Source organism: Pseudomonas sp. SZ40 (assembly GCF_052958135.1).
Map to the genome: position 1 here is coordinate 1 of NZ_JBQWIF010000057.1, position 23,542 is coordinate 23,542.

At 63.6% G+C, this 23,542-nt stretch carries 19 protein-coding genes; 11 read left to right on the top strand and 8 right to left on the bottom strand.

From position 1 onward, the window contains the following. Positions 1-341 precede the first annotated feature (341 nt). From ACT9T4_RS25330 to ACT9T4_RS25340, 3 genes are read left to right on the top strand one after another with little or no spacing between them, the layout of a single operon-like run. Positions 342-1,001 (top strand): paraquat-inducible protein A, encoded by a 660-nt coding sequence (locus ACT9T4_RS25330; RefSeq protein ID WP_042556170.1) that lies wholly within the window; start codon positions 342-344, stop codon positions 999-1,001. Continuing rightward, positions 988-1,611, top strand: coding sequence for a paraquat-inducible protein A (locus ACT9T4_RS25335; RefSeq protein WP_042556171.1), 624 nt, complete (start codon positions 988-990; stop codon positions 1,609-1,611). The genes ACT9T4_RS25330 and ACT9T4_RS25335 overlap by 14 nt, the downstream gene beginning before the upstream one ends. Then, positions 1,604-3,901, top strand: coding sequence for a PqiB family protein (locus tag ACT9T4_RS25340; protein WP_042556172.1), 2,298 nt, complete (start codon positions 1,604-1,606; stop codon positions 3,899-3,901). Before ACT9T4_RS25335 ends, ACT9T4_RS25340 begins: the two co-directional genes overlap by 8 nt. A 60-nt stretch (positions 3,902-3,961) precedes the next feature. Here the strand turns inward: ACT9T4_RS25340 and mksF are convergent, their stop codons facing one another. The 3 genes from mksF to mksB form a co-directional block, all read right to left on the bottom strand. Further along, positions 3,962-6,796 carry an Mks condensin complex protein MksF gene (gene mksF, locus ACT9T4_RS25345; protein WP_499119601.1) on the bottom strand — a complete coding sequence of 945 codons (2,835 nt, stop codon included), beginning with the start codon at positions 6,794-6,796 and terminating at the stop codon, positions 3,962-3,964. Then, positions 6,793-7,488: an Mks condensin complex protein MksE gene (gene mksE, locus ACT9T4_RS25350; protein ID WP_042556174.1), complete on the bottom strand. Its 696-nt coding sequence runs from the start codon at positions 7,486-7,488 to the stop codon at positions 6,793-6,795. The genes mksF and mksE overlap by 4 nt, the downstream gene beginning before the upstream one ends. A 119-nt stretch (positions 7,489-7,607) precedes the next feature. Further along, positions 7,608-8,852 carry an Mks condensin complex protein MksB gene (mksB, locus tag ACT9T4_RS25355; protein ID WP_042556175.1) on the bottom strand — a complete coding sequence of 415 codons (1,245 nt, stop codon included), beginning with the start codon at positions 8,850-8,852 and terminating at the stop codon, positions 7,608-7,610. A gap of 270 nt (positions 8,853-9,122) precedes the next feature. Between mksB and ACT9T4_RS25360 the strand changes: the two genes are divergently transcribed. After that, positions 9,123-10,220, top strand: coding sequence for a carboxynorspermidine decarboxylase (locus ACT9T4_RS25360; RefSeq protein WP_042556176.1), 1,098 nt, complete (start codon positions 9,123-9,125; stop codon positions 10,218-10,220). A 244-nt stretch (positions 10,221-10,464) separates the two neighbouring features. Next, positions 10,465-11,709, top strand: coding sequence for a saccharopine dehydrogenase family protein (locus ACT9T4_RS25365; RefSeq protein WP_042556274.1), 1,245 nt, complete (start codon positions 10,465-10,467; stop codon positions 11,707-11,709). Positions 11,710-12,750: 1,041 nt separating this feature from the next. Here the strand turns inward: ACT9T4_RS25365 and ACT9T4_RS25370 are convergent. Genes ACT9T4_RS25370 through ACT9T4_RS25380 form a run of 3 tightly spaced genes read right to left on the bottom strand, consistent with a single transcriptional unit; the run spans position 12,751 to position 15,786 of the window. Continuing rightward, positions 12,751-14,058: a CitMHS family transporter gene (locus tag ACT9T4_RS25370; RefSeq protein WP_042556177.1), complete on the bottom strand. Its 1,308-nt coding sequence runs from the start codon at positions 14,056-14,058 to the stop codon at positions 12,751-12,753. A 55-nt stretch (positions 14,059-14,113) separates the two neighbouring features. After that, positions 14,114-14,437 (bottom strand): AtuA-related protein, encoded by a 324-nt coding sequence (locus tag ACT9T4_RS25375; RefSeq protein WP_042556178.1) that lies wholly within the window; start codon positions 14,435-14,437, stop codon positions 14,114-14,116. Next, positions 14,437-15,786, bottom strand: coding sequence for an acyclic terpene utilization AtuA family protein (locus tag ACT9T4_RS25380; RefSeq protein ID WP_082045896.1), 1,350 nt, complete (start codon positions 15,784-15,786; stop codon positions 14,437-14,439). The genes ACT9T4_RS25375 and ACT9T4_RS25380 overlap by 1 nt, the downstream gene beginning before the upstream one ends. Before the next feature lie 105 nt (positions 15,787-15,891). Between ACT9T4_RS25380 and ACT9T4_RS25385 the strand changes: the two genes are divergently transcribed. Next, positions 15,892-16,782, top strand: coding sequence for a LysR family transcriptional regulator (locus tag ACT9T4_RS25385; protein WP_179539033.1), 891 nt, complete (start codon positions 15,892-15,894; stop codon positions 16,780-16,782). 65 nt (positions 16,783-16,847) lie between these two features. Here ACT9T4_RS25385 and ACT9T4_RS25390 read toward each other — a convergent pair whose 3' ends face one another. Beyond that, positions 16,848-18,473, bottom strand: coding sequence for a methyl-accepting chemotaxis protein (locus ACT9T4_RS25390; RefSeq protein WP_499119607.1), 1,626 nt, complete (start codon positions 18,471-18,473; stop codon positions 16,848-16,850). 174 nt (positions 18,474-18,647) lie between these two features. On the opposite strand from ACT9T4_RS25390, the gene ACT9T4_RS25395 reads away from it, so the two are divergent. The 3 genes from ACT9T4_RS25395 to rimI all read left to right on the top strand — a co-directional run bounded on the left by ACT9T4_RS25395 (position 18,648) and on the right by rimI (position 21,153). Then, positions 18,648-19,778 (top strand): lactonase family protein, encoded by a 1,131-nt coding sequence (locus ACT9T4_RS25395; protein WP_042556181.1) that lies wholly within the window; start codon positions 18,648-18,650, stop codon positions 19,776-19,778. Positions 19,779-19,894: 116 nt separating this feature from the next. Beyond that, positions 19,895-20,704 carry an energy transducer TonB gene (locus tag ACT9T4_RS25400; protein ID WP_499119609.1) on the top strand — a complete coding sequence of 270 codons (810 nt, stop codon included), beginning with the start codon at positions 19,895-19,897 and terminating at the stop codon, positions 20,702-20,704. Then, positions 20,701-21,153, top strand: coding sequence for a ribosomal protein S18-alanine N-acetyltransferase (gene rimI, locus ACT9T4_RS25405; RefSeq protein ID WP_042556182.1), 453 nt, complete (start codon positions 20,701-20,703; stop codon positions 21,151-21,153). Before ACT9T4_RS25400 ends, rimI begins: the two co-directional genes overlap by 4 nt. Before the next feature lie 4 nt (positions 21,154-21,157). Here rimI and ACT9T4_RS25410 read toward each other — a convergent pair whose 3' ends face one another. Beyond that, positions 21,158-21,409 (bottom strand): hypothetical protein, encoded by a 252-nt coding sequence (locus ACT9T4_RS25410; RefSeq protein ID WP_042556183.1) that lies wholly within the window; start codon positions 21,407-21,409, stop codon positions 21,158-21,160. Positions 21,410-21,585: 176 nt separating this feature from the next. On the opposite strand from ACT9T4_RS25410, the gene can reads away from it, so the two are divergent. Both can and ACT9T4_RS25420 read left to right on the top strand, forming a co-directional pair. Beyond that, positions 21,586-22,227, top strand: coding sequence for a carbonate dehydratase (gene can / locus ACT9T4_RS25415; protein WP_042556184.1), 642 nt, complete (start codon positions 21,586-21,588; stop codon positions 22,225-22,227). After that, on the top strand, positions 22,224-23,171 hold the full coding sequence (locus ACT9T4_RS25420) for a DMT family transporter (RefSeq protein ID WP_042556185.1): 948 nt from the start codon (positions 22,224-22,226) through the stop codon (positions 23,169-23,171). Before can ends, ACT9T4_RS25420 begins: the two co-directional genes overlap by 4 nt. The last annotated feature ends 371 nt before the right edge of the window (positions 23,172-23,542 follow it).

The window sequence follows — 23,542 nt, forward strand, 5'->3', positions numbered from 1 at the left end:
ACGGAGCACGTGTAGGAGCCAGCTTGCTGGCGAGCCGCGATCAAGAGCATCGCCGGCAAGCCGGCTCCTACAGCAGGTCGTCCTGCTCGTGGGGCAAGTGGTGCAAGGGTGAAGCGTCTTACGCCCTGCGCAGGCTTTGAGGTGGCTCTGTAGCCTGGGTTGACCGGGGCAGGCATGGGTTCACTGGGTCGCTCAGATACTTCCCGCCTACGCACAATGGACGTAACCGACGCCAGCCCCGGTACCCCGGGAAATGTTTGCAAGCGGAAATTATCGGCACAACTGTGCGCCGCCGACGGGGTCTCGTTTAGAATGGTTCGATCCCTTCGAGAATTCCATCCATGCCCCAGTCGGCCGAGCAGCAGTCGTTAGCTGAAGTACCTCTGACGGAGCTGGTCGCATGCCATGAATGCGATCTGCTCATGCGCAAGCCGCACATCGGAGATGGTGAGAGCGTCGAATGCCCGCGTTGTGGCTATGAGCTCTACAACCACCGTCACCAGGTGGTGCGCCGTAGCCTCGCTCTGGTACTCGCGGCGCTTCTGCTGTATGTCCCCGCGAACTTCTTGCCGATCATGCATCTGACCCTGTTGGGGCAAACCGCCAACGATACGGTGTGGAGCGGAGTGCTGGGCCTTTATAACAGCGGTATGCAGAGCATCGCCGTGGTGGTGTTCCTGTGCAGCATGGCGGTGCCCCTGCTCAAGCTGCTCTGCCAACTGCTGGTGTTGCTGAGCATCAGCCTGAAGATCGGTCGTGGTTACGGGCTGCTGCTTTACCGTATTTATCACCACATGCGCGAGTGGGGCATGCTCGAGGTCTACCTGATGGGCATTCTGGTTTCCATCGTCAAACTGGCCGATATCGCCGCCTTGTCGCTGGGCTTCGGCTTGTTCTGTTTCATTGCGCTGCTGTTGGTGCAGGTCTGGCTGGAGGTGACCATGTCGCCCCACCAGATCTGGGAAGCTCTGGCAGGGGAGGATATCAGTGCGCGCCATTGATGCCGGGTTGCTGATCTGCCACGAATGCCACCAGCTCAACCGTCACGAGCCCGAGCTGAAGCGCCAGTTCTGTTCGCGCTGTGGGGGGCGGGTACATCCGCGCCAGCCCAATAGCCTGGTACGTACCTGGGCATTGCTGATCACGGCAGCCATTCTCTACATTCCCGCGAACCTGCTGCCGATCATGACGGTCAATTCCCTCGGCAAGGGGCAGCCGGACACCATCATGTCGGGTGTCATCACCCTCTTCGAACATGGCATGCTGCCGATTGCTGCGGTGGTCTTCATCGCCAGCATCCTGGTGCCGACCTTCAAGCTGGTCGGGATCGGCCTGCTGCTCTATTCGGTGCAGCGCCATCAGCCGATGTCGGCGCGCCAACGGATTTTGATGTACCGCTTCATCGAATGGATCGGGCGCTGGTCGATGCTGGATATCTTCGTCATTGCCATTCTGGTGGCGGTGGTCAGATTCGGCAGTCTGGCGAGCGTCGAGCCAGGGATGGGAGCGGTGGCTTTCGCCAGCGTGGTGATTCTGACCATGCTGGCAGCACTGACCTTCGACCCTCGATTGATTTGGGATAACACGGAATCGGATGACGACCATGAATGATCTGCCCACGGCCAGGACGCGTCCGGCCTCCAACTGGTCCGCGATATGGGTGCTGCCACTGATCGCCTTGCTGATTGGCGGCTGGCTGGGCTGGCGTGCCTACAGTGATGCAGGCATCGAGATCCAGGTGGTGTTCGCCAGCGGCGAGGGCATCGAGGCAGGCAAGACCGAGGTCGTCTACAAGGGCATGTCGATCGGCAAGGTATCGAGCCTGACCCTGGACCAGAGCGAGAAGCAGCGTGGGGTGATCGCCACGCTGGAGATGAGCAAGGACGTCGAGTACCAACTGCGTGCCGGCACGCGCTTCTGGCTGGTCAAGCCGAGTGTGAGCCTGGCCGGTATCACCGGTCTGGAAACGCTGGTCTCCGGCAACTACATCGCCGTCAGTCCTGGCAACGGTGAACCGACCTACGATTTCCAGGCGCTGCCGCAGGCGCCGCCGCTTTCGGATGAACAACCCGGCCTGCACCTGACCCTCAAGGCCGAGCGACTGGGTTCGCTGAACCGCGACAGCCCGGTGTTCTACAAGCAGATTCAGGTCGGGCGGGTGAAAAGCTACGAGCTCGCCAATGACCAGACTTCGGTCGATGTGAAGGTATTCATCGAGCCGGCCTATGCCGATCTCGTGCGCAAACATACGCGCTTCTGGAATGCCAGCGGCATCAGCGTCGATGCCAACTTCTCCGGCGTGAAGTTCCGCAGCGAGTCTCTGGCCAGCATCGTCGCGGGAGGCATCGCCTTCGCCACACCTGAGCACCGCAAGGACAGCCCGCCTACCGACCCGAGCAAACCCTTTCGCCTCTACGAGGACTTCGATGCCGCCCAGGCGGGTATCAAGGCCGTGGTCAAACTGACCGACTTCGAGGGGCTCCAGGCTGGGCGTACGCCAGTCATGTACAAGGGGATCCAGGCGGGCACGCTGAAAAACCTCAAGGTCGATCCGGATTTGAAAAGTGCCACCGCCGAACTGGCGATGGACCCTCTAGCCGAAGATTATCTGGTCGAGGGCAGCCAGTTCTGGGTGGTCAAGCCATCGATCTCCCTGGCTGGCATCACGGGGCTCGAGGCGCTGGTAAAGGGCAACTACATCGCCATTCGCCCCGGTGAGCTGGGCGGTGCGCCGCGTCGGGACTTCGTCGCCCGGGCCAAGGCACCCCCACTGGATCTAGGTGCCGAAGGCCTGCACCTGGTGCTGTTCAGCGATACGCTCGGCTCGGTGGATGTGGGCAGCCCCATCCTTTACCGGCAGATGAAAGTGGGTACGGTGCAGAGCTTTCAGTTGGCCAGAGACAACAAGCAGGTGGTAGTTGGCGTGCACATCGAGCCGGAATATGCCGGGCTGGTAAACGTCACCACGCGCTTCTGGAACGTCAGCGGGATAACGCTCAAGGGCGGATTGTCCGGTATCGAAGTGAAGAGCGAATCCCTGCAGACCCTCATGGCAGGCGGTATTTCGTTCGAGACCGATGACCTGAGCGCACCGGCCGATGCCAAGCGCGTGCAGCGCTTCAACCTGTACGCCGACCGCGATGCCGCGATGCAGCACGGTGATGCGCTGAGCATTCGCGTTGCACGGGGTGACGGCCTTTCACCTGGCACCGAGATCCGCTTCAAGGGGCTGCAGATCGGCAAGATCGAGCGTGTCGAGCTGACCGACGATCTGCAGGCAGTCATGCTGCATGGTCGGATCACCACGGCAGCCAAACAGGTGCTGCGGCCCGGCTCGCGCTTCTGGGTGGTCAAGCCTCAACTGAGCCTTGCCGGTGCCGCCAATCTCGACACGCTGATCGGTGGCCAGTACATCGACGTGCTGCCGTCGGCGCAGAGCAACGGTCGACAGAGCGAGTTCGTCGCTCTGGAGCAGCCGCCGGAGCAAGTCGCCGAAGAGCCCGGCCTGCGCCTGGTACTGAGTGCCGCGCGACGCGGCTCGCTGAAGGCCGGAGCGCCGGTCACCTACCGGGAAATTCAGGTCGGCAAGGTAACGGGTTACGAATTGGGGGCCACGGCGGATCGGGTACTGATCGAGGTGCTCATCGAGCCGCGTTATGCCGGGTTGGTGAAAACCGGCAGCCGTTTCTGGAACAGCTCGGGTTTCGGTATCGATGTCGGCTTGTTCAAGGGCATGACGGTCCGCACCGAGTCCCTGGAAACCCTGGTTGCCGGCGGCGTTGCCTTTGCCACCCCGGAGGGTGACAGCAATACGGCCAGAGCCGGGCAGACGTTCGCATTGTTCGATGAGTCGCAGCCGGAGTGGCTGCAGTGGGCGCCGAAAATCGCCCTGCCCAAGTGACTTGCCCGTAAACGAAAAGGCCCGCGTGAAAACGCGGGCCTTTTACGTTGTACAGCGCTATCAGGCCGGCTCGGCCGCATCCTGTTCGCTGCTTGCCGGTGCTTCGGCTTGCTCGCGGCGTTTGATGTACTTCCAGTCGGCTTCGTCGATGTAGATGCCGTTCGGCCCGCTACCACCTTCCAGATCGATGGCCACGGTGGCCGAGACCTGAGGTTTAACCGAGGCCAGAATCGGCACGAAACCGAGTTGCAGGCTGGTCTCGATCAGCGCCTGCTGGTTGCGTTCGTCGATGTCCGCCGCCTCGTCGAGGTAGTAGGGCAGGCGTACGCGGCCAGCCTGATCGCGATCCATCAGGTGCAGCAGCAGGTACATGTTGGTCAGCGCCTTGATGGTCATCGTGGTGCCGTTGCTTGCTGCGCCATCGATGTCGGTGTGGATCACCGGCTGGCCGTGTACCTTGGTGATTTCGAAGGCCAGTTCGAAGAGATCCTTCAGGCCCAGCTGGTTGCCGTTGGCAGCGACCAGGCGCGACAGGTAGTCCTTGGCCTCTTCGTTCTTGGCATCCTGTTCGCTGGACTGGTTGAGGTCGAATACCGACAGGGTTTCGCCCTCTTCGTACTGACCGGCGCTGTGGATGATCTGATCGATATGCCGCAGGGCATCCTTGTTCGGCGCCAGGACGATGCGGAAGCTCTGCAGGTTGGAAACCTGACGCTTGTTGATCTCGCGGTTGAACAGTGCCAACTGGTGCTCGAGGTTGTCGTAGTCGCTGCGGATGTTGCGCAGCGTGCGGGCGATGTCGGTCACCGCGGCACGACGTGCCTTGGCCAGGGTCAGGGCTTCGTCCTGGCGGTGGGCGTAGGCGTTGACCAGCAGCTTCAGACGGCGCTCCATGTCGTCTTCGCTGTCGAACTTGGCGACCCCCTTGAGGCGGACCTGGGCGTACAGCGCCTCGATCTGCCCGTCGATGCGCTGCAGACCCTGCCAGGTGTCCTGGTAGTCGTTGAGCAGCGGCAGCAGGTTGTCCAGTGAGTCGTCGACCGGCTCCATGTAGGGCGTGCCGAAGGGCAGGTCGGCGGGCAGCAATTGGCGACGGCGCAGGGCATCTTCCAGGGTGCGCTCCTTGGCCTCCAGATCGGCGATCTGCCGGCCGACCAGTTGCAGTTTGGCGGAGAGCTGCTGGACGCGCTCGGTGAAGGCATCACTGGCACGCTTGAGTTCGTCCTGAGCGCCTTCCAGCTGGGCGAGCTTTTCCAGCTTGCCGTCTTCTTCGGCGGTCAGTGTCTGGCTGCGACGGAAGTCTTCCAGCGCCTTCTGAGCGTCGAGTACGGCCTGGTACAGCTGCTCGGCCTGGGCCTTGCTGGCGGCACGGTCGGCTGCCACCGATTGCTGGGTCTTGAGCTGCTTGTACTCGCGGTCGAGGCGATCCTTCTGGTCACGCAGTGCGGCGCGATCGGCCAGGGCCTGCAGGGCAGGCGGCTCGATGTTCGAGAGGTCGATGTCCAGACCGGGCACCTGGAAGTGTTCGCCCTTGAAGCTGTCGAGAATCGCTTCCAGGGATTTGACCCACACATCGCCGTCGTCGAGCTGAATGCCTTTCTCGCCCAGTGGCAGGCTGAATAGCTGGCCGTTGAACAGGCGCATCAGGCGATCGACGTCGCCCTGGGAGAACTCTTCGCGCAGGCGCGAGTAACTGTTGTTGTCGGCGTGGTCGAGCTGCTGCTTGACCGACTTGAGACGTTTCTCCAGATCGCGCAGGCGTTCGTCCAGGTCTTCGCTGGAGAACTGGCGGGACTGCGCCAGGGCCCCGGCCAGTTCGTCGTGGGCATCCTTGGCGGCCAGCAACTGGGCTTCCAGTACCTTGAAGTCGTCGACCAGGGCGAAGCGGTTCTTCAGCACCGCCAGCTCGCCGAGCCAGCGCTGGATCTCGCTGATCTCGCGCTCCATGCGCATCAGTTCCTGAGTGCCGCCGCGCTGATCGTTCTGCAGGCCATCCTGCTCGTTGCGGTAGTGCTCGGCCTGGATCACCAGCTCTTCCTTGCGGGCATCGGCATAGTCGTGCCAGGTGCCGAGCAGCGAGTCGAGCAGCGGCGACAGGCGATGCAGCTTGCCGCGTAGCTGTTCGCGCTGGGTCACGCCGGACGCCAGTGCCTCGATCAGCGGGCCAGCGGTGACCAGCGCCTGGTAGTCCTGCTCCATGCGGCGCACGTCGCGGAAGGCCTCTTCGGTGGCGGCGATGTAGTCGACGCTGCCAGAGCGCAGGCTGTGCTCGAAAGCGTCGAGGAACAGCTGCTTGAGCTTGGCAGCGGTGATTTCGCGCATGTGCAGCAGGTTGATGAACAACGCGCGGAAGGTCTTCAGGCTCTGCTCGCTGGTGGAGCGCAACGGAATCAGGGTCAGATCCAGCGGGATGCTGGTGTGCCCGCCGACCAGCAGGCGGCGCAGTTCGTCGGGCTTGAGCTCATAGGCGGTGATGCCGGCCTGGCCGAGGTTCTTGAACAGCTCGCGCTGACGCAGGCAGGTGCCACCCTGCTGGTAGTGATCCAGATCCAGTTCGCCCGCGTAGGCGAAGAACTGATGGCCGAAGCCGCCGCCGGGGCCACGCCCCGCCACACCGATCACGTGCGGACCATGGGGCAGGGCGACTTCGACGAGGATGTAGCTGGTGTCGGTGGCGAAGTAGAACTTGCGCGACTGCTCCAGGCTGTACTTGCCGAAGCTCATGTCCGACATGCGCGCCAGGATCGGGAACTGCAGGGCGTTGATCGACGCCGATTTGCCGAGGTTGTTGGCACCATAGACCGACAGCGGGTTTTCCAGCGGAAACAGGCCGAGGCTGTAGCCGGCGGTGTTCAGCAGAGCGAAGCGGCGGATGCCGTAGCGTTCCTGGGTCATGCGTCTTGCTCCTGTGCAGCGCGCTCTTCGGCCAGGGCGCGGGCCATGGCTTGTTCCTCGGTTTCTTCGACGGCATCGTCGAGGGTGATGATCGGGTCACCACTGTCATCGTCGATCAGCACCGGCGCCGGCAGCGACAGTTCCGAGCTGTGCAGGCTGGCTGCCAGATCACGGTCGTGCTGCACCGCCAGGCAGACGTCGAGGAAACGATGCATCGGCGGCAGGAAGCGGTACACGCCGTTGCTGTCCTCGGCGAAACCGAGCTGGGTCAGGCGGCGAATGACCTTGTCTTCGAGCTCTTCATGGGTGGTCACTTCGGCCTGCAGGAACAGGTCGCGGTACTTGTCGAGCAGGGCCGGCAACTCGTCACGGCCGATGCTGCCGCCGTCGAGCACCGACAGCGGGTCGCGACCCTGATCGGCCAGGTGCTCGACCAGGATGAAGGTGAACAGCGCCAGGCGCTGGGCGGTCTTGTTGACCTGCGGCGCGGCCTGCTCAGGCACGAAGTAGTAGAAGCCGCGCGGGTCGCACACCAGCTCGAAGCCCAGGGCGCGGAACAGCGCGCGATACTGATCCTGCATGCTGGACAGCTGGGCGTAGCACTCGGGCTCGCTGCGCGAGATGTGGTAGCCCTTGAACAGGTCGCGGAACGCGGCTGCGAGCTGGGTCATTTCTTTCAAATCAATGTTCATGCGTCATGCTCACGGGCAGTCGTAGGGTGGACGGCGCTTTATCCGTCCACCGCATGGCAATCAATAAGGTGGACAAAAGACGGCGTTGGCCGCGCGCCCCGGTCCACCCTACGTAAAAATCAGGCACTTGGCCGGCCCACCAGGGCGAAGGACGCGAGGCTGATCTCGTGCTCGCGGGTCAGGTAGACCTGGCGCTCCAGGCGATCGCGCTGGAAGCGGCCTTCGCGCGACAGGCGCGAGAACCAGTAGAGCAGTTCGTCGGTGGCGCCCTCGGGCTCCTGTTCCAGCAGCCAGGTCATCAGGTCCGGCAGCGGCAGCGACTGCTCGCAGCGGTCGATCATTTCCCGTGCGGTTTTCGGTGCCCGTGGGCTGTCGCCCTTGCGCTTGCCGCTGGCCTTCGGGAAATGATTGGGCTTGGCCTCGAAGCGAGCCAGGGCATACACATAGGCCTCGACCTGGGACGCGCTGCCGAGGAAGTTGCTCTGCGGGCGGGTGAACATCGGCATCGCAGCCTGCGGCACCGCCTCGATGCCCTTCTTGCGGATCACCGACAGCGCCAGCGCCGCACCGCGGGTCACGGCGTTGTGCCGGCGTGCCTCTTCGCGCAGCGGCAGCAGCAGCTCGCGGGCCTTGCGCAGGGTCAACTGGGCGGTGGTCTGCATTTCCAGGATGCGCGCGTGGGTGCGCAGCAGCAGGTCATCATCGACCAGTTGGCCGAGGCGCTGCTGTTCGCCGAGCAGCTTGAGCAGCACCTGCTCGACACGGCGCACCCCCTGCTCGAAGGCGCCGTCGGCGGCGACCAACTGGATCATCGGCTCGACGTACTCGTCCCAGGTGGCCAGCACTTCGGCGTAGCGCTGGCGCAGGGGGATCTGCCGGTCGCTGGTCTTGGCCCGTTCGGCCACGCCCATCAGCGCCTGTTCATCGTTGCCCAGCTTCTTCAGAACATCGCGCACGCGCATGTCGAGCAGGCGCAACTGGCGGGCCAGATCGTTGCCGTCGCGTATCTCGAAGGCGTCCTGGATGTAGCCGGCCAGGCGCTCGAGGTGGCGCAGGTAGGCTTCGATTTCCAGGCACAGGCCGAGGCGGTGCTCGCGGCGCAGGTAGGCGAGAAAGTCGTGAATCTGCGCGTTGAGCTCGAAACGGTTGGGGCTCTTGGCCACTGGTACCAGAATATCCAGACGGATCCACTGGTCGAGCAGGGCAGTGACGTCCACCGCGGTACTTTGCGGCGGCAACTGGGCGGTAAGCTGCTTGCGCAGCTCGACCAGGCTCAGGGTGCCGCTATCGAAGCTTTCACAGAGCGGTTCGAGCAGCGCCCAGTGCTCGGCTAGGGCGCGCAATACGCGTTTGGGGTCGATCATCGCGGGGCTGTCGCTCGATTTCGAAAAAACGCCAATTGTACGGGAAAGCGGCATGCCGCTGCATTGTCACGCGGTCGTCATCGCCGATGGGCATGCTCGGCGGCAAATAGCGCGTTGGACGCTGATCGGTTCGCGGCCTGAAATATCCGCAAATGGACAAAATATGCTCAGCGGCCTTTCGATCTGTGGCGGTTGTCGGCACAATTCGCGTCCGCTTTTTTCAGGAGGCTGGCGGGCTCCTGTTGGCCGACCTTTATTACGGACTGCGCAATGATCAAAACGCCGTACTACCTCATCGACAAACAGAAGCTGCTGGGCAACATGGAGAAGATCGCCTACGTGCGTGAACACTCCGGTGCCAAGGCGCTGCTGGCGCTCAAGTGCTTCGCCACCTGGTCGGTCTTCGACCTGATGCAGCAGTACATGGACGGCACCACCTCGTCCTCGCTCTACGAGCTCAAGCTCGGTCGCCAGAAGTTCGCCGGCGAGACCCACGCCTACAGCGTGGCCTGGGCCGACGACGAGATCGAGGAGATGCTGGCCAACTGCGACAAGATCATCTTCAACTCCATCGGCCAGCTCGAGCGCTTCGCCGAACAGTCCGAAGGCAAGGTGCGTGGCCTGCGCGTGAACCCGCAGGTGAGCAGCTCGGATTATCTGCTGGCCGACCCGGCGCGCCCGTTCAGCCGCCTGGGCGAGTGGGATCCGGCGAAGATCGAAGCGGTGATCGATCGGATCTCCGGCTTCATGTTCCACAACAACTGCGAGAACGGCGACTTCGGCCTGTTCGACACGATGCTTTCGCACATCGAAGAGCGCTTCGGCCACCTGCTGCACAAGGTCGAGTGGGTCAGCCTCGGTGGCGGCATTCATTTCACCGGCGAAGGTTATGCGCTGGACGCCTTCTGCGCGCGCCTCAAGGCGTTCTCCGAGAAGTATGGCGTGCAGGTCTATCTGGAACCAGGCGAAGCGGCCATCACCGGCAGCGCATCGCTGGAAGTCAGCGTGCTCGACACGCTCTACAACGGCAAGCACCTGGCCGTGGTCGACAGCTCCATCGAAGCGCACATGCTCGACCTGCTGATCTATCGCCTCAACGCCAAACTGGCGCCCAGCGAGGGTGAGCACACCTACATGGTGTGCGGTAAATCCTGCCTGGCCGGCGATATCTTCGGCGAGTACCAGTTCGCCAAGCCCCTGCAGATCGGCGATCGCCTGTCGTTCGTCGACGCGGCGGGTTACACCATGGTCAAGAAGAACTGGTTCAACGGCCTGAAGATGCCGGCCATCGTGGTGAAGCAGCTCGACGGCAGTGTCGAGGTGGTGCGCGAGTTCGGTTTCGACGACTACCTGTCGAGCCTTTCATAGCAGCCGCAATGTGGGCGTAGGGGGGGCCGGGGCGCGTGGCCAACGCTCTTTTGGACACCGTGTTTGGTGGACGGATGAAGCGACGTCCACCCTACGAGTCACCTGTAGTGATACCGCGATGTGCGGGGTAGGGTGGGCTTCAGCCCACCGGATCGAATGGCTTTCAGCGCCGTACTCAGGCGTGAGTTGGCTTGTGATAGCGCAGTAACTTTCTCAACACATGCAGTATCTGGAGGTGAAACAATTGAAGAAGAACGTTCTTATCATTGGTGCAGGAGGTGTCGCCAAGGTGGTGGCCCACAAGTGCGCGCAGCACAACGACGAACTTGGTCGTATTGCCATCGCGTCACGGAACATCTCCAAATGCCAGGCCATCATCGACAGCGTGCATGCCAAGGGCAGCCTGAAACAGGCGGCCGAGATCAAGGCATTCGCGCTTGACGCATTGGACATCGAGGCGACCAAGACGCTGATCCGCGAGACCGAATCGCAGATCGTCATCAACGTCGGTTCCGCCTTCCTCAACATGTCGGTGCTGCGTGCCTGCATCGATACCGGCGTTGCCTATCTGGACACCGCCATTCACGAAGAACCGGGCAAGATCTGCGAAACTCCGCCCTGGTATGGCAACTACGAGTGGAAACACCTCGAGGAATGCCAGCAGAAGAACGTCACCGCCATTCTCGGCGTGGGCTTCGACCCGGGTGTGGTCAACGCCTATGCGGCACTGGCCCAGCAAGAGCATTTCGACAAGATCGAGTCGATCGACATCCTCGACGTCAATGCTGGCTCCCACGGCAAGTACTTCGCCACCAATTTCGACCCGGAAATCAATTTCCGCGAATTCACCGGACAGGTCTACAGCTGGCAGAACAGCCAGTGGACGACCAACACCATGTTCGAGGTCAAGCGTACCGATGACCTGCCCGTTGTCGGCGAGCAGAACCTGTACCTGACCGGTCACGATGAAGTGCACTCGATCTCCAAGAACCTGAACGTGCCCAACGTGCGTTTCTGGATGAGCTTCGGCGAGCACTACATCAACGTATTCACCGTACTGAAGAACCTTGGCCTGCTCTCCGAGCAACCGGTAACCACGGCAGAAGGCCTGCAAGTCGTGCCGTTGAAAGTGGTCAAGGCCGTGCTGCCAGATCCCGCCTCGCTGGCGCCGGGCTACACCGGCAAGACCTGCATCGGTGATCTGGTGAAAGGCACCAAGGATGGCAAGCCGCGCGAAGTGTTCATCTACAACGTGGCCGACCACGAAGAAGCCTATGCCGAGACCGACAGCCAGGGCATCTCCTACACCGCAGGAGTACCACCGGTGGCGGCAGCCCTGCTGGTTGCCCGTGGCGAGTGGGACGTGCAGCGCATGGTCAACGTCGAAGAGCTTCCAGCCCAGCCGTTCCTCAAGGCGCTGGACGTGATGGGCCTGCCGACGCGCATCAAGGATGAGCACGGCGACCGCCCGTGGGATCAGTCCCTGTAAGACGTGTTTGCACACTCGCTGCAAAAAAGGATCGCCTCGGCGGTCCTTTTTCATTTCCATGCGGGTGAGAACTCGCATGCCGGCGAATGGTGGCCATGGCGCAACTACCGGCAAATCCCGCCATCGCATCGCCCGCAAGCGGGCTCCTACGCATAGCAAGATCACCGTGATCTGTAGGAGCCGGCTTGCCGGCGAATGGTGGCCATGGCGCGGATACCGGCAAAGGCCGCCATCGCATCGCCCGCAAGCGGGCTCCTACGCGTAGCAAGATCACCGTGATCCTGTAGGCGCCGGCTTGCCGGCGAATGGTGGCCATGGCGCAACTACCGGCAAATCCCGCCATCGCATCGCCCGCAAGCGGGCTCCTACGCGTAGCAAGATCACCGTGATCCGTAGGAGCCGGCTTGCCGGCGAATGGTGGCCATGGCGCGGATACCGGCAAAGGCCGCCATCGCATCGCCCGCAAGCGGGCTCCTACGAGTAGCACGATCACCGTGATCTGTAGGAGCCGGCTTGCCGGCGAATGGTGGCCATGGCGCGGATACCGGCAATGCCCGCCATCGCATCGCCCGCAAGCGGGCTCCTACGCGTAGCAAGATCACCTTGATCTGTAGGAGCCGGCTTGCCGGCGAATAGCGGCCATGGCGCAGATACCGGCAATGCCCGCCATCGCATCGCCCGCAAGCGGGCTCCTACGCGTAGCAAGATCACCGTGATCCGTAGGAGCCGGCTTGCCGGCGAATGGCGGCCATGGCGCAGATACCGGCAATGCCCGCCATCGCATCGCCCGCAAGCGGGCTCCTACGCATAGCAAGATCACCGTGATCCGTAGGAGCCGGCTTGCCGGCGAATGGTGGTCATGGCGCGGATACCGGCAAATCCCGACATCGCATCGCCCGCAAGCGGGCTCCTACGGGTGGCACGATCACCGTGATCTGTAGGAGCCGGCTTGCCGGCGAATGGTGGCCATGGCGCAGATAAAGGCAATGCCCGCCATCGCACCGCCCGCAAGCGGGCGTCTACGGCTTCGCGCGGGCTCGCTCAGACCGTCACCACCCCCAGCAGCACCGCCGAGGCCAGCATGATCAGGCTGATGCCCCAGGCCCACAGCACGGTGTAACGGATGTGCTTGTACAGCTCGACACCGGCCAGGCCGATGGCCAGGTACACGCTGGGTACCACCGGGCTGACGCCGAAGCCGGTGTTTTCGCCGATCAGCATGGCACTGGCCACGGCGGCCGGGTCGACGCCAGCTGCTACCGCGACATCACGAATCACGGGCAGCAGTGCGAAGTAGTAAGCATCCGGCGAGAACAGCATGCCCAGCGGCACGCCGAAGGCGCCGATGATCACGTGAATCCAGTTGGCCGAGCCTTCGGGCAGCACGTTGATCATCCAGTGGGCCATGCCGTCGGACATGCCGGCACCGGCCAGTACCCCGAGCAGGATGCCGGCAGCGAGCATCACCAGGGCCATTTGCATGGCATCGGTGGCGTGCGCGCGCAGGGCGCGGTTCTGTTCGTCCAGGCTTGGATAGTTGAGCAGCAACGCCACCCCCAGGCCGACCATGAAACAGGCGAACAGCGGGAAAGCACCGGTGAACAGGCAGGCCAGAATGCCCGCGGTCAGCGCCAGATTGGCCCAATAGAGCCAGGTATTGGGGGGCAGCATCTGCGAGGTGTCGGGCAGCGGCGCGTCGGCCGGTTCGCTGTCATCGATCACACCACCGCTGGCGGCGAAGCTGCGTTGCGCGCGCAGGCCGAGAAATACCGCCAGCGACATCACCAGAGCAAGGCCGATGGCCTGGATCGGGATCAGCGATATCCACAGCTGCGAGGCATCCAGCCCGGACACCGCGGCAGCGCGCGTGGTGGTGCCGCCCCAGGGCACCATGTTCATCACCCCGGCGCTGAGCACCACCAGGCAGAGCAGCATCTGCCGGCTCATGCCCAGGCGCAGGTACAGCGGCAGCAAGGCGGGAATCACCAGCAGAAAGGTGGCGGCGCCGATGCCGTCCAGATGAGTGACCGCCGTCACCGCGACGGTAACGATGGCGACCGCCAGCGGACGACCCTTGGTGCTTTTGAGCAGGAAACGCACCAGCGGGTCGAACAGACCACGATCACGCATGATGCCGAAATACAGAATGGCGAAGATGAACAGCGTGGCTGTAGGCGCCACGGTCTTCAGCCCTTCGGTGATGAACGTGCCGATTTGCGCGGGCGCGAAACCGGCCAGCAGGCAAGCGATGACCGGCAGTGTGACGAAGGCCACCAGCGGGGTGATGCGGCGCATCAGAATCAGGATGACGATGGCGAACATCAGGGTGAAACCGAGTGCGGTGATCATGACGATCTCTCCGGTTTTATTATTGTTGGAGTCGCGGGTCTGGCGTTGGGTGAGCTCAGGAGGGCGTGGGAAGCCTCAGGTCAAGCAGGGCATAGCTGAGGCTCTTGCCATGCCGGTCGATGCCGGGGCTGGCGTTGACGCCGCCCTCCAGGGCGTTTTCCACCACGAAGTTGAGGCCGCCCAGGTTCGGCAGCTCATAACGGCGTACGCTGCCGATCCGCCGGTGGGCCAGGCAGCCCGCCACGCGTTCGCTGGTCAGCTCGGCGACCAGCCAGGCGTAATGCGCCGGGTCATAGGCGAACACTGCCACGCTGAGGATGTTGCCCTTGTCGCCTGCGCGAGCGTGGGCGTAATCGCATAGCAATACCGTATCGCTCATCAGAACCACTCCACCTGTTGCTGCACCGCGGTGCGTGGGATTAAGAAACTCGCCGTGCCCAGGGATTCGCTCAGATGCCGGCGCACACCGCCGCCGCCCGCCGGGCCGTTGGTGTAGAGCGACTCGGCGTCGAGCAGAAGGTTTTCCAGCAGTGCCCTGTCGTGGTCGACGAAGCTGATGCGCAGGCGCACATCCTGCGGGTCCGCTGCGTTGGCCAGGCGCTGCTGCAGCCACTCGCCTCGCGCGTCGTTGAACAGGCTGGCGACCCCAATCAGGTCGATCCAGGGCGTGAGCCGCGGCGCCAGGCGGGCGCAGCGCTGCAGCAGAATGTCCCGGGCCAGGGCGGCGCGGGCGAGGGCGCCGGGCCCTGCGTAAGAGATTTCCGCCTCGGCGAACCAGTTGCCACGCAGACCGACCAGCCCTTTCAGTTCGGCCGGGCGTGGATGACCGCGTATGCCTTCTACCTCTACACGATCAGGACCGACCTGCCGAACTGTTGCCTGGCTCAGGTCGAGAGTCACGTCCGGGGTCAGGTAGGCAGCGGGGTCATGGACTTCATAGAGCAACTGCTCCTTGACCGTGCGTTCGCTGACGCAGCCACCGGTGCCGGCGGCTTTGCCGATGGTCACACGGCCGTCGGCCTGGACGCTGGCGATCGGGCAACCGACGTTGGCCAGATCCGGCACATCCTTGAGGCCCGGATGGGCGAAGTAGCCACCGCTGACCTGGGTGCAGCATTCCAGCAAATGGCCAACCGCAGTGGCCAGGGCAATGCGGTCCCAATCCTCGGCCTGCCAGCCGAAGGCATGGCGTAGCGGGCCAACCGCCAGGCTTGGGTCGGCCACGCGCCCGCAAAGGACGATGTCGGCACCTTCGTCGAGGGCCTGGGCGATGCCATCGGCACCGGTGTAGACGTTGACCGACACCACCTCGCCGTCGAGTGTCTCTGGCAGCCAGCGTCGTAGCACCTCGCCCGACCCGAGCAGATCGTCACCCAGTACGCAGGCAATTCGCGCCGCTGCGAAGCGGCCAGCCTGCAGTTGCTTGCGCAGGCGCCGGGCCGCAGCGCTGGGATTGGCCGCGCCGCCATTGGTGATGATCGGGATGCCGGCAGCCAGGCAGATATCCAGCACAGGCTCGAGAAAGTCGAATAGGCGGGTGGCGTAGCCGCTTTCCGCGTCAGCCAGGCGACGAAGCTGCGCCTCGGCCAGGGTGCGTTCGGCGAGCAGTTCGAAGAACAGGAAGCGGCGGCCGTCACGAGCGGCCAGATCGCTCGCCAGCGCCAGGGCGGCATCGGGTCTATCGTTGGCGAAGCCTGCCCCGCAACCGATATGGACTGTTGTCATCATTATTGATCCAGGTCGAGGTCGGGTGTCAGCCTGCAGCGTCTGGATTTAGTTGTGAATTCGAAATGTGATATCAATTGATAAGTTAATTTTATAAAAGCAGTGGCCATGGATATCAGCTTTCGCCAGCTTCAAGCCTTCGTGCTGATCGCCGAGCAGCGCAGCTTCAGTCGCGCTGCCGAGCAGATCCATCTGTCGCAACCGGCTCTGAGCTACAGCCTGCGCAAGCTCGAGGAGGCGCTGGGGCTGTCGCTGTTCGCGCGCAACACCCGCAGCGTGGAGCTGACCGAGGCCGGGGTGCGTTTTCTCGAACAGGCCCGCCGCTTGCTGCGCGACATGCACAACGCGGTGCACGACGCCCACGAACAGTTGCATTTGCAGAGCGGTTCGCTGCGTATCGCGGTGTTGCCCTCGGTCGCCATCGAGCCGCTGCCCCGGGTGCTGGTCGACTATCGCCAGCGCTATCCCGGGATCGAGATCAGCCTGCGCGATGGCCGCGCCGGGGAAATCCGTCAGTGGGTGAGCAACGCCGAAGTGGACTTCGCCATCACCTCGGTGGCGGACGAGCCCGGTGTGCTGGATTTTCAGCCCCTCTACGACGACAGCCTGGTGCTGCTGGTGCGAGGCCTGGCCAGGCTGCGTGGCGCAAAGTTGGTGGCCGCCCTGCAGGCTCTCGATTACGTGGCCACTACCCGGGATACCAGCCTGCGCACCATGGCCGACCAGACCCTCGAACGCATGGGCCTGCTGCGCGAGCCGGCGTGGGAGGTCGCCTACATGAGCAGCGCAGCCGCATTGGCGCGGGCAGGGCTGGGCTATGCGTTGCTGCCGGCGAGCGTGGCCGACACCTTCAATGCCGATGGCAGCCTGTCCGTCCATCCGCTGCCGGCTGCACCGGCCCGCGGCATTGGCGTGCTGCAACGCAAACCCTGCTACCTGAGCCCACCGGCCCAGGCTTTCGTCAGCCTGCTCAAGCAGCAGGCGGGTGCGACCGCTTGATCGAAGCCTGCCCTGAATGAAAAAAGGATCGCCGCGGCGATCCTTTTCTCTGACTCAGGTTTTGCTCAGACGCTGAAGCGCCCGACCAGGCGGCTGAGGTCCGCCGCCAGGCGGGACAGCTCATGGCTGGATGCGCTGGTCTGGTGGGCGCCCGTGGCGGACTGTACCGACAGGTCTCGGATGTTCACCAGGTTGCGGTCGACTTCGCGGGCCACCTGAGCTTGCTCCTCCGCCGCGCTGGCGATCACCAGGTTGCGTTCGTACATCTCGCTGATCCCGTTGGTGATGTCGTTCAACGCCGTGCCGGCGCTCTGTGCCAGCTCACGGGTCTCGCGAGCCCTGCTGGTGCTGGACTGCATGGAGGTAAGCGCCTGGCTGGCGCCGGTACGCATGCTGGAAACCATCTGCTCGATTTCCTGGGTGGAGTTTTGCGTACGGTGGGCCAGCGCCCGTACTTCATCGGCCACTACCGCGAAGCCGCGCCCGGACTCACCGGCACGTGCCGCTTCGATGGCGGCATTGAGCGCCAGCAGGTTGGTCTGCTCGGCGATGGCGCGAATCACGTCCAGCACCTTGCCGATTTCCTGGGATTGCTCGGCTACGCGCTGCACCAGTGTGGAGGTGCCTTCCACTTCCCCGGACAGGCCGCTGATGGCCGCGATGGTTTCCGATACCCGGGTCTGGCCGACCTGGGCCGACTGGTTGGACGCCTTCGAGGCTTCCGAGGTCGATACCGCATTGCGTGCGACTTCATCCACCGCCGCGCTCATCTCATTGACGGCGGTGGCGGCCTGTTCGATCTCGTCGTTCTGCTGCTGCAGCCCGCGACCGGCTTCCTCGGTCACCATGTTGAGCTCTTCGGCAGCCGCTGCCAGCTGAGTCGAGGAGCCGGAAATCTCTGCCAGGGTCTCGCGCAAGCGCTGTTGCATCTGCGCCAGCGAGGTCTGCAACTGGCTGACTTCGTCACGGCCGTCGACTTCGATGCGCTTGGTCAGGTCGCCGTCGGCCACGTGCTGCGCGGCCTGCACGGCGTTCTTCAGCGGCCCGACGATGCTGCGCGTCAGCAACCAGGCCAGCAGTACGGTCACCAGAGCGGCGAGCAGAATCACGGCGATGACCACCAGCCGCGACTGGGCATATTCCTCGGCCGAGACCTTGCCTTCGTTTTCGATGCCCTTGCCGTAAATCTCTCCCAGCTCGGCGAGTTGTGCCCCGGTGCCATCGACGACCGGTTTCATGTCCACCAGTAACAGCGTGTTCAGTGCTTGCCGATCGCCGCTGCGCGCCAGCACGAAGGATTCACCCATGCCCCGCTGATACGCGGCGAAGTCCTTGCGAAACTGGTCGTAGATCCGCTGTTCGTCCGGTGTGTCGACGAAGGGCTCGAAGTCCTGGATGTTCTGCATCAGGACCTTGTTGCGCGCTTCGTACTGGCCGACGTAGGTGTCGATGTTCTTGGGATCGGGGTCGAGTGCCACGCGCAAGGAAATGGTGCGGATGCGCAGCATGTTTTCGCGAATGGTATCGACGGTACGGATGCTGGGCACCCAGTCGGTCTCGATGGTGGACGCCCGGTCGCGAATGCTCGACATGGTGATCAGCGAGAAAATGCCGAGGAAAGCCACCATCAGCGCGATCAAGGCAAATCCAAGGGCAGCTCGAGGAGCAATGTTCAAATTGCGTAATGACATGAAAGCCTCGTTGTTCGGGCAGATATTGTTGTAATTCTTTGAGCGTATCGGCTGCCGCCTGTCGGGCTTGAGCATCAACGCCAGCGGGAGTCCAGTAGCTCTACACTTGCCGTAATAATTATGTAGTCATACGATGACTGACCACAATAATCACAACAGACAGGCCACTCGATCATGTTCAAGCCGCTCCTGCTTGCCGCTGCGCTGACCTCGGCACTTGCCGCACCCGTCCATGCCGCCACCACGTTCGCCTACATCTCCAGCCCCAATGACGGCCTGATTTCCCAGTACCGCCTGGACGAAAGCAACGGTGCCATCGCGCTCGTCGAGCAAACGGCGGCGGGGGACAAGGTCAACCCGATGGCCCTTTCACCGGACGGCAAGACGCTCTTCGCCGCACAACGCGTCGCACCGTTCACCGTGCTGGTGTACAGCATCGATGGCAAAACCGGGCGCCTGCACAAGCGCGGCCAGGCGCCGTTGGCCGATAGCCTGGCGTACCTGTCGACCGACCGCAGCGGGCGGTTTCTGATGGGCGCGTCCTATGGCGGTGCGGTACTCACCGTTCAGGCCATCGATGCCGAGCAGCGTGTGTCGGAAAAGGCCGAGGTCTACAAGACCGGCCCGTTCGCCCACTCGATCCGCAGCGACATCAGCGATCGCTTCGTCTACGCCGGCAACCTGGGCGTCGACAAGGTGCTGCAGTTCAGCCAGGACAAGCAAACCGGCGCGCTGACGCCCATCGGTGAGGGCTTCGCCAGCACCGCCGCGAAGACCGGCCCACGGCATATCGCCTTCTCACCCAATGGCAAGTTCCTCTATGTGGTCGGTGAGCTCAGCGGTAGCGTCACCGGCTACGCCATCGATCCCGACTCTGGCGCATTGAAGGAAGTCGCCCTTGCCGAGGGCGTTCCCGAGAGCCTGGGGCTGGCGCGGGGCGAGGCCCGCAGCGCGGCCAACAACGACCTCAAGGATGACCCAACGCCCCGTATCTGGGCTGCCGATATTCGTCTGTCGCCAGATGGCACGCTGCTGTACATCACCGAGCGCACCACCAGTTCGGTCTCGGCCTTCAAGGTCGATCCACGGAGCGGTGGCCTGAGCTACATCGGCAATTACCCGCTCGAGGAAAAGCAGCCGCGCAACATCGCCTTCTTTCCGAGCGGCAAGTGGCTGCTGGTGACTGGTGAGAAAAGCCAGACCGTGGGCAGCTACGCGATTGGCGAGAACGGTAGCCTCAAGCGGGTCGGTGAGGCCCCAGCCGGTGATGGCGCGTTGTGGATCGAGATCCTGCAGCGGCCCTGATCGCACGGCCAGGCAAGGGCGCCTCGGTGATCCTTTGGATCATTGGGGCTACCCGCAGCAGGCGATTCACGCGACAATCACCGCCCTCGAAAATCGAAGTGCCGGGTACCTGACGTTTGAACACCGAGCTGCGACGCCGCGCCTATCTGGATGCCATGCAAGTGGCCAGTTGGCTGCCCCGTGTCGAACTGCCGTTCGCGGCACCTTCGCGGCCCGAGTTGCTGGTTGCTGTCGAGCCACAGCCGGAGCCTGAAGTGGCCGTGGCACCACTGCCGCAGGCCAAGGCACCGGTAGCCGCGCCAGTGGTGGCACCCGCCGGCAACGAGGTGGTTCGCGAGCGGCCACGCATCGAGGTGCCCAAACCCGGTTCTGCAGCCAAGGCCAGTGAGCCCGCGGCGACCGCTGAAGTCAGTGCGCCGCCGCCCCGGGAGCGCCCGGCCCCTCCACCGCGTTTCGCCTTGCAGTTGTTGCGTGCCGGCAGCTGTGCGCTGCTGGTCGAGCTTCCCACGGGCGAGCCGTTCCAGAGTCGCGATCCGGCCTATCTGCTGCTCAAGGACCTGTTGCGCGCCGCCGGCCTGCCGGACGCCCCGCAGATCGTTGGCGAACCGGTGCGCTGGCCCTTGCTGGTGCGCGGCAATATGGATCAGGGGCCACAGGCAGCCCTGGATTTCGTACAGAGCTTCATCGGTGCGCGCCTGGAGGAGCAGGAGCCCTGCGCCTGCCTGTGGCTGATCGGCCTGCCGGCGATTCGTTTCGCCGGCGACGCTGACGCCGAGGCCTACAACCGCGAGTTGCAGGTCGAGGAGCTGGGCGCCGCCTGGGCGCTCCCTGGCCTGGAACTGCTGATGGACGAGCCTCAGCGCAAGCGCGAGCTGTGGCAGGCCATGCAGCGGGTGCGGCGGCGCTGGCTGGAGGCATCGGCATGAGTGACGCGATCTCCTTCCGCCGGGCCACCGAGGCGGATATCGACGCCGTGCTGAAGATCGAATACGCGGCCTTCAGTCATCCCTGGACGCGCGGCATCTTCCTCGACAGCCTGAAATCCTACGAAGTCTGGCTGATGTTCGAAGGTGGCCAGCAGGTCGGCCACGGGGTGATCAACGTGATCATCGACGAGGCCCATCTGCTCAACATCACCGTCAAGCCGGAAAGCCAGGGCCGTGGGCTGGGCCTGCGCCTGCTCGAGCATCTGATGGAGCGTGCCGCTCAGCTCAAGGCTGGGGAGTGCTTTCTCGAAGTGCGCTCCAGCAATCAAGCTGCCTACCGCCTTTACGAGCGCTACGGCTTCAACGAGATCGGCCGGCGCCGCGATTACTACCCGGCGCCGGGCGGCCGCGAAGACGCGCTGGTGATGGCCTGTACGCTGGTCGAGTGATCGCTCAGCGACGTGCCTGACGGCGCAGCTCGCGCTCGTCATCGACCAGGCTCAGGTCGTATTCATCCGATAGGGGCGGTGGCTGCACGGCATCACGCTGATCATCGGTCTCCCGGGCCTCGTCGTCCCCCTGGTTGGCGAGCGTACGGGTAGGGCCTGTTTCGCGCAGACTCGGCGGAATCTCTTCCACCCGGTCCCAGAGAATGGGCGGTTCGCCAACTGGCGGCACGCGGTTTTCAAGCTGTTTGTCCGTCATCACGAACTCCGGATCTGTCGATGGCTACAGTCAGTGGACGGCCTTGTCGGCTGAAAGATTCAGCGTTTCGTATGCCTCGCCGTGGCCTTCGGTGCACGCGCCAGGGTGGAAATCGCCTTGTCAAAAAGGGCAGCGCATCCGTATGGTGCACATCGATCTTTCCGCGAGCCACCGGCATGAGCGACCTGAAACACCTGTTCGACAACAATGAGCGCTGGGCTGAAAACATCACCCACAACGACCCGGACTTCTTTCCCCGCCTGGCTCGCCAGCAGACGCCCGAGTATCTGTGGATAGGCTGTTCGGACGCCCGCGTGCCCGCCAACGATATCGTCGGGCTGCTGCCCGGTGAGCTGTTCGTGCACCGCAATGTGGCGAACGTCGTGCTGCATACCGACCTCAACTGCCTGTCGGTGATCCAGTACGCGGTCGACGTACTCAAGGTCAAACATGTGCTGGTCACCGGCCACTACGGTTGTGGCGGCGTACGCGCGGCCATGCACGACACGCAGTTCGGGCTCATCGATGGCTGGCTGCGCAACATCCGTGACCTGTATTACGAGCAGCACGAGCACCTGGCTGCGCTGGCCGACGAGGAAGCACGGGTCGATCGCCTTTGCGAACTGAACGTGATGAAGCAGGTGGCCAACGTCAGCCGCACCAGCATCGTCCAGAATGCCTGGCACCGTGGTCAGCCGCTGTCGGTGCACGGCTGCATCTACGGCCTCAAGGATGGGCGCTGGAAAGACCTCGACGTGACCGTCACCGGTGCCGAGCAACTGCCCGAGCAGTACCGTCTGCGCCCCTTGCAATCATGAGTGGCGGGGGACACTCCCGCCAGCTGGCGATTGCCGGTGTGCTGGTGGCGGTGCTGTGCTGGGCGGGCAATGCCTTGGTGGCCCGAGCCTTCGCCGGAGAGATTCCGCCCCTGGCCCTGGCGTTCTGGCGCTGGAGCCTGGCGCTGGTCATCGTGCTGCCGTTCGTGGTGCTGCCGTTGTGGCGTCATCGCGCGGCACTGCGGCATGCCGGCTGGCGCCTGCTGGTCATCGCCGCATTCGGCATCGCCGGCTACAACACCTTTCTATACAGCGCAGCGCAGACCACTGCCGCGATCAACATCACCCTGGTCAACACCTGCATTCCGCTGGTGACCTTCATCTTCGCCGGGCTGCTGCTTGGCGAGTGGCCAGCCCGCCGCGCCTGGTGGGGCATGGCCCTGGCAGTGCTGGGGCTGCTGGTGCTGATCTGCCGGGGGGACTGGCAGACCCTGGCCGGGCTGGCGTTCAACCGTGGCGACCTGATCATGTTGCTGGCGGTGCTCGACTGGGCGCTCTACACCGTCCTGCTGCGCCGCTGGGCATCCTACCTGGCGCCGATCCCGCCGCTGGCGCTGCTGGGCACCTTCATGCTGCTCGGCGTGCCGCTGATCCTGCCGCTGTACCTTTACGAACTGGCCAATGGCGCTCAACTGCTGGCGACTCCCGCCAACCTCGCCGCCATCGCCTACACGGCGGTGTTCGCTTCGCTGGTGGCGTATCTGGGCTGGAACCATGGCGTGAAGGTGCTCGGTGCCTCGACGGCGGCCATGGGCAACTACCTGATGCCGGTGTTTACCGCGATTCTCGGCTGGATTCTGCTCAACGAGGCCCTGCAACTGTTCCACTGGCTGGGCGGCGCCATGATCTTCGCGGGCCTGCTCCTCGCCACACTGCCAAAACGCTCGACCCTGGCGACCAATCACGCACCGCGCGCGGCGCCGTAGGGGAGGAAACCCAGCACCACAGGCCACGGCCCGAGGTACTGAACCGCATGCTTTGGACCTCCAGCCACCATCGGGGTTGAATGGTTTTGGTGGGCTAAAGCGCCACCCTACGGCTTATGCCCTGGGGAGTAAGGTGGGTTTCAGCGCAGCACCACAAGCCACGGCCCGAGGTACTGAACCGCGTGCTTTGGACCTCCAGCCACCATCGGGGTTGAATGGTTTTGGTGGGCTAAAGCGCCACCCTACGGCTTATGCCCTGGGGAGTAAGGTGGGTTTCAGCGCAGCACCACAAGCCACGGCCCGAGGTACTGAACCGCGTGCTTTGGACCTCCAGCCACCATCGGGGTTGAATGGTTTTGGTGGGCTAAAGC

Excerpts from the sequence above, each read along its gene's own strand:
- ACT9T4_RS25330 (WP_042556170.1), top strand. The coding sequence starts at position 342 with ATGCCCCAGTCGGCCGAGCAGCAGTCGTTAGCTGAAGTACCTCTGACG.
- ACT9T4_RS25340 (WP_042556172.1), top strand. The coding sequence starts at position 1,604 with ATGAATGATCTGCCCACGGCCAGGACGCGTCCGGCCTCCAACTGGTCC.
- mksF (WP_499119601.1), bottom strand. The coding sequence starts at position 6,796 with ATGACCCAGGAACGCTACGGCATCCGCCGCTTCGCTCTGCTGAACACC.
- mksE (WP_042556174.1), bottom strand. The coding sequence starts at position 7,488 with ATGAACATTGATTTGAAAGAAATGACCCAGCTCGCAGCCGCGTTCCGC.
- mksB (WP_042556175.1), bottom strand. The coding sequence starts at position 8,852 with ATGATCGACCCCAAACGCGTATTGCGCGCCCTAGCCGAGCACTGGGCG.
- ACT9T4_RS25360 (WP_042556176.1), top strand. The coding sequence starts at position 9,123 with ATGATCAAAACGCCGTACTACCTCATCGACAAACAGAAGCTGCTGGGC.
- ACT9T4_RS25370 (WP_042556177.1), bottom strand. The coding sequence starts at position 14,058 with ATGATCACCGCACTCGGTTTCACCCTGATGTTCGCCATCGTCATCCTG.
- ACT9T4_RS25375 (WP_042556178.1), bottom strand. The coding sequence starts at position 14,437 with ATGAGCGATACGGTATTGCTATGCGATTACGCCCACGCTCGCGCAGGC.
- ACT9T4_RS25380 (WP_082045896.1), bottom strand. The coding sequence starts at position 15,786 with ATGATGACAACAGTCCATATCGGTTGCGGGGCAGGCTTCGCCAACGAT.
- ACT9T4_RS25385 (WP_179539033.1), top strand. The coding sequence starts at position 15,892 with ATGGATATCAGCTTTCGCCAGCTTCAAGCCTTCGTGCTGATCGCCGAG.
- ACT9T4_RS25390 (WP_499119607.1), bottom strand. The coding sequence starts at position 18,473 with ATGTCATTACGCAATTTGAACATTGCTCCTCGAGCTGCCCTTGGATTT.
- ACT9T4_RS25395 (WP_042556181.1), top strand. The coding sequence starts at position 18,648 with ATGTTCAAGCCGCTCCTGCTTGCCGCTGCGCTGACCTCGGCACTTGCC.
- rimI (WP_042556182.1), top strand. The coding sequence starts at position 20,701 with ATGAGTGACGCGATCTCCTTCCGCCGGGCCACCGAGGCGGATATCGAC.
- ACT9T4_RS25410 (WP_042556183.1), bottom strand. The coding sequence starts at position 21,409 with ATGACGGACAAACAGCTTGAAAACCGCGTGCCGCCAGTTGGCGAACCG.
- can (WP_042556184.1), top strand. The coding sequence starts at position 21,586 with ATGAGCGACCTGAAACACCTGTTCGACAACAATGAGCGCTGGGCTGAA.
- ACT9T4_RS25420 (WP_042556185.1), top strand. The coding sequence starts at position 22,224 with ATGAGTGGCGGGGGACACTCCCGCCAGCTGGCGATTGCCGGTGTGCTG.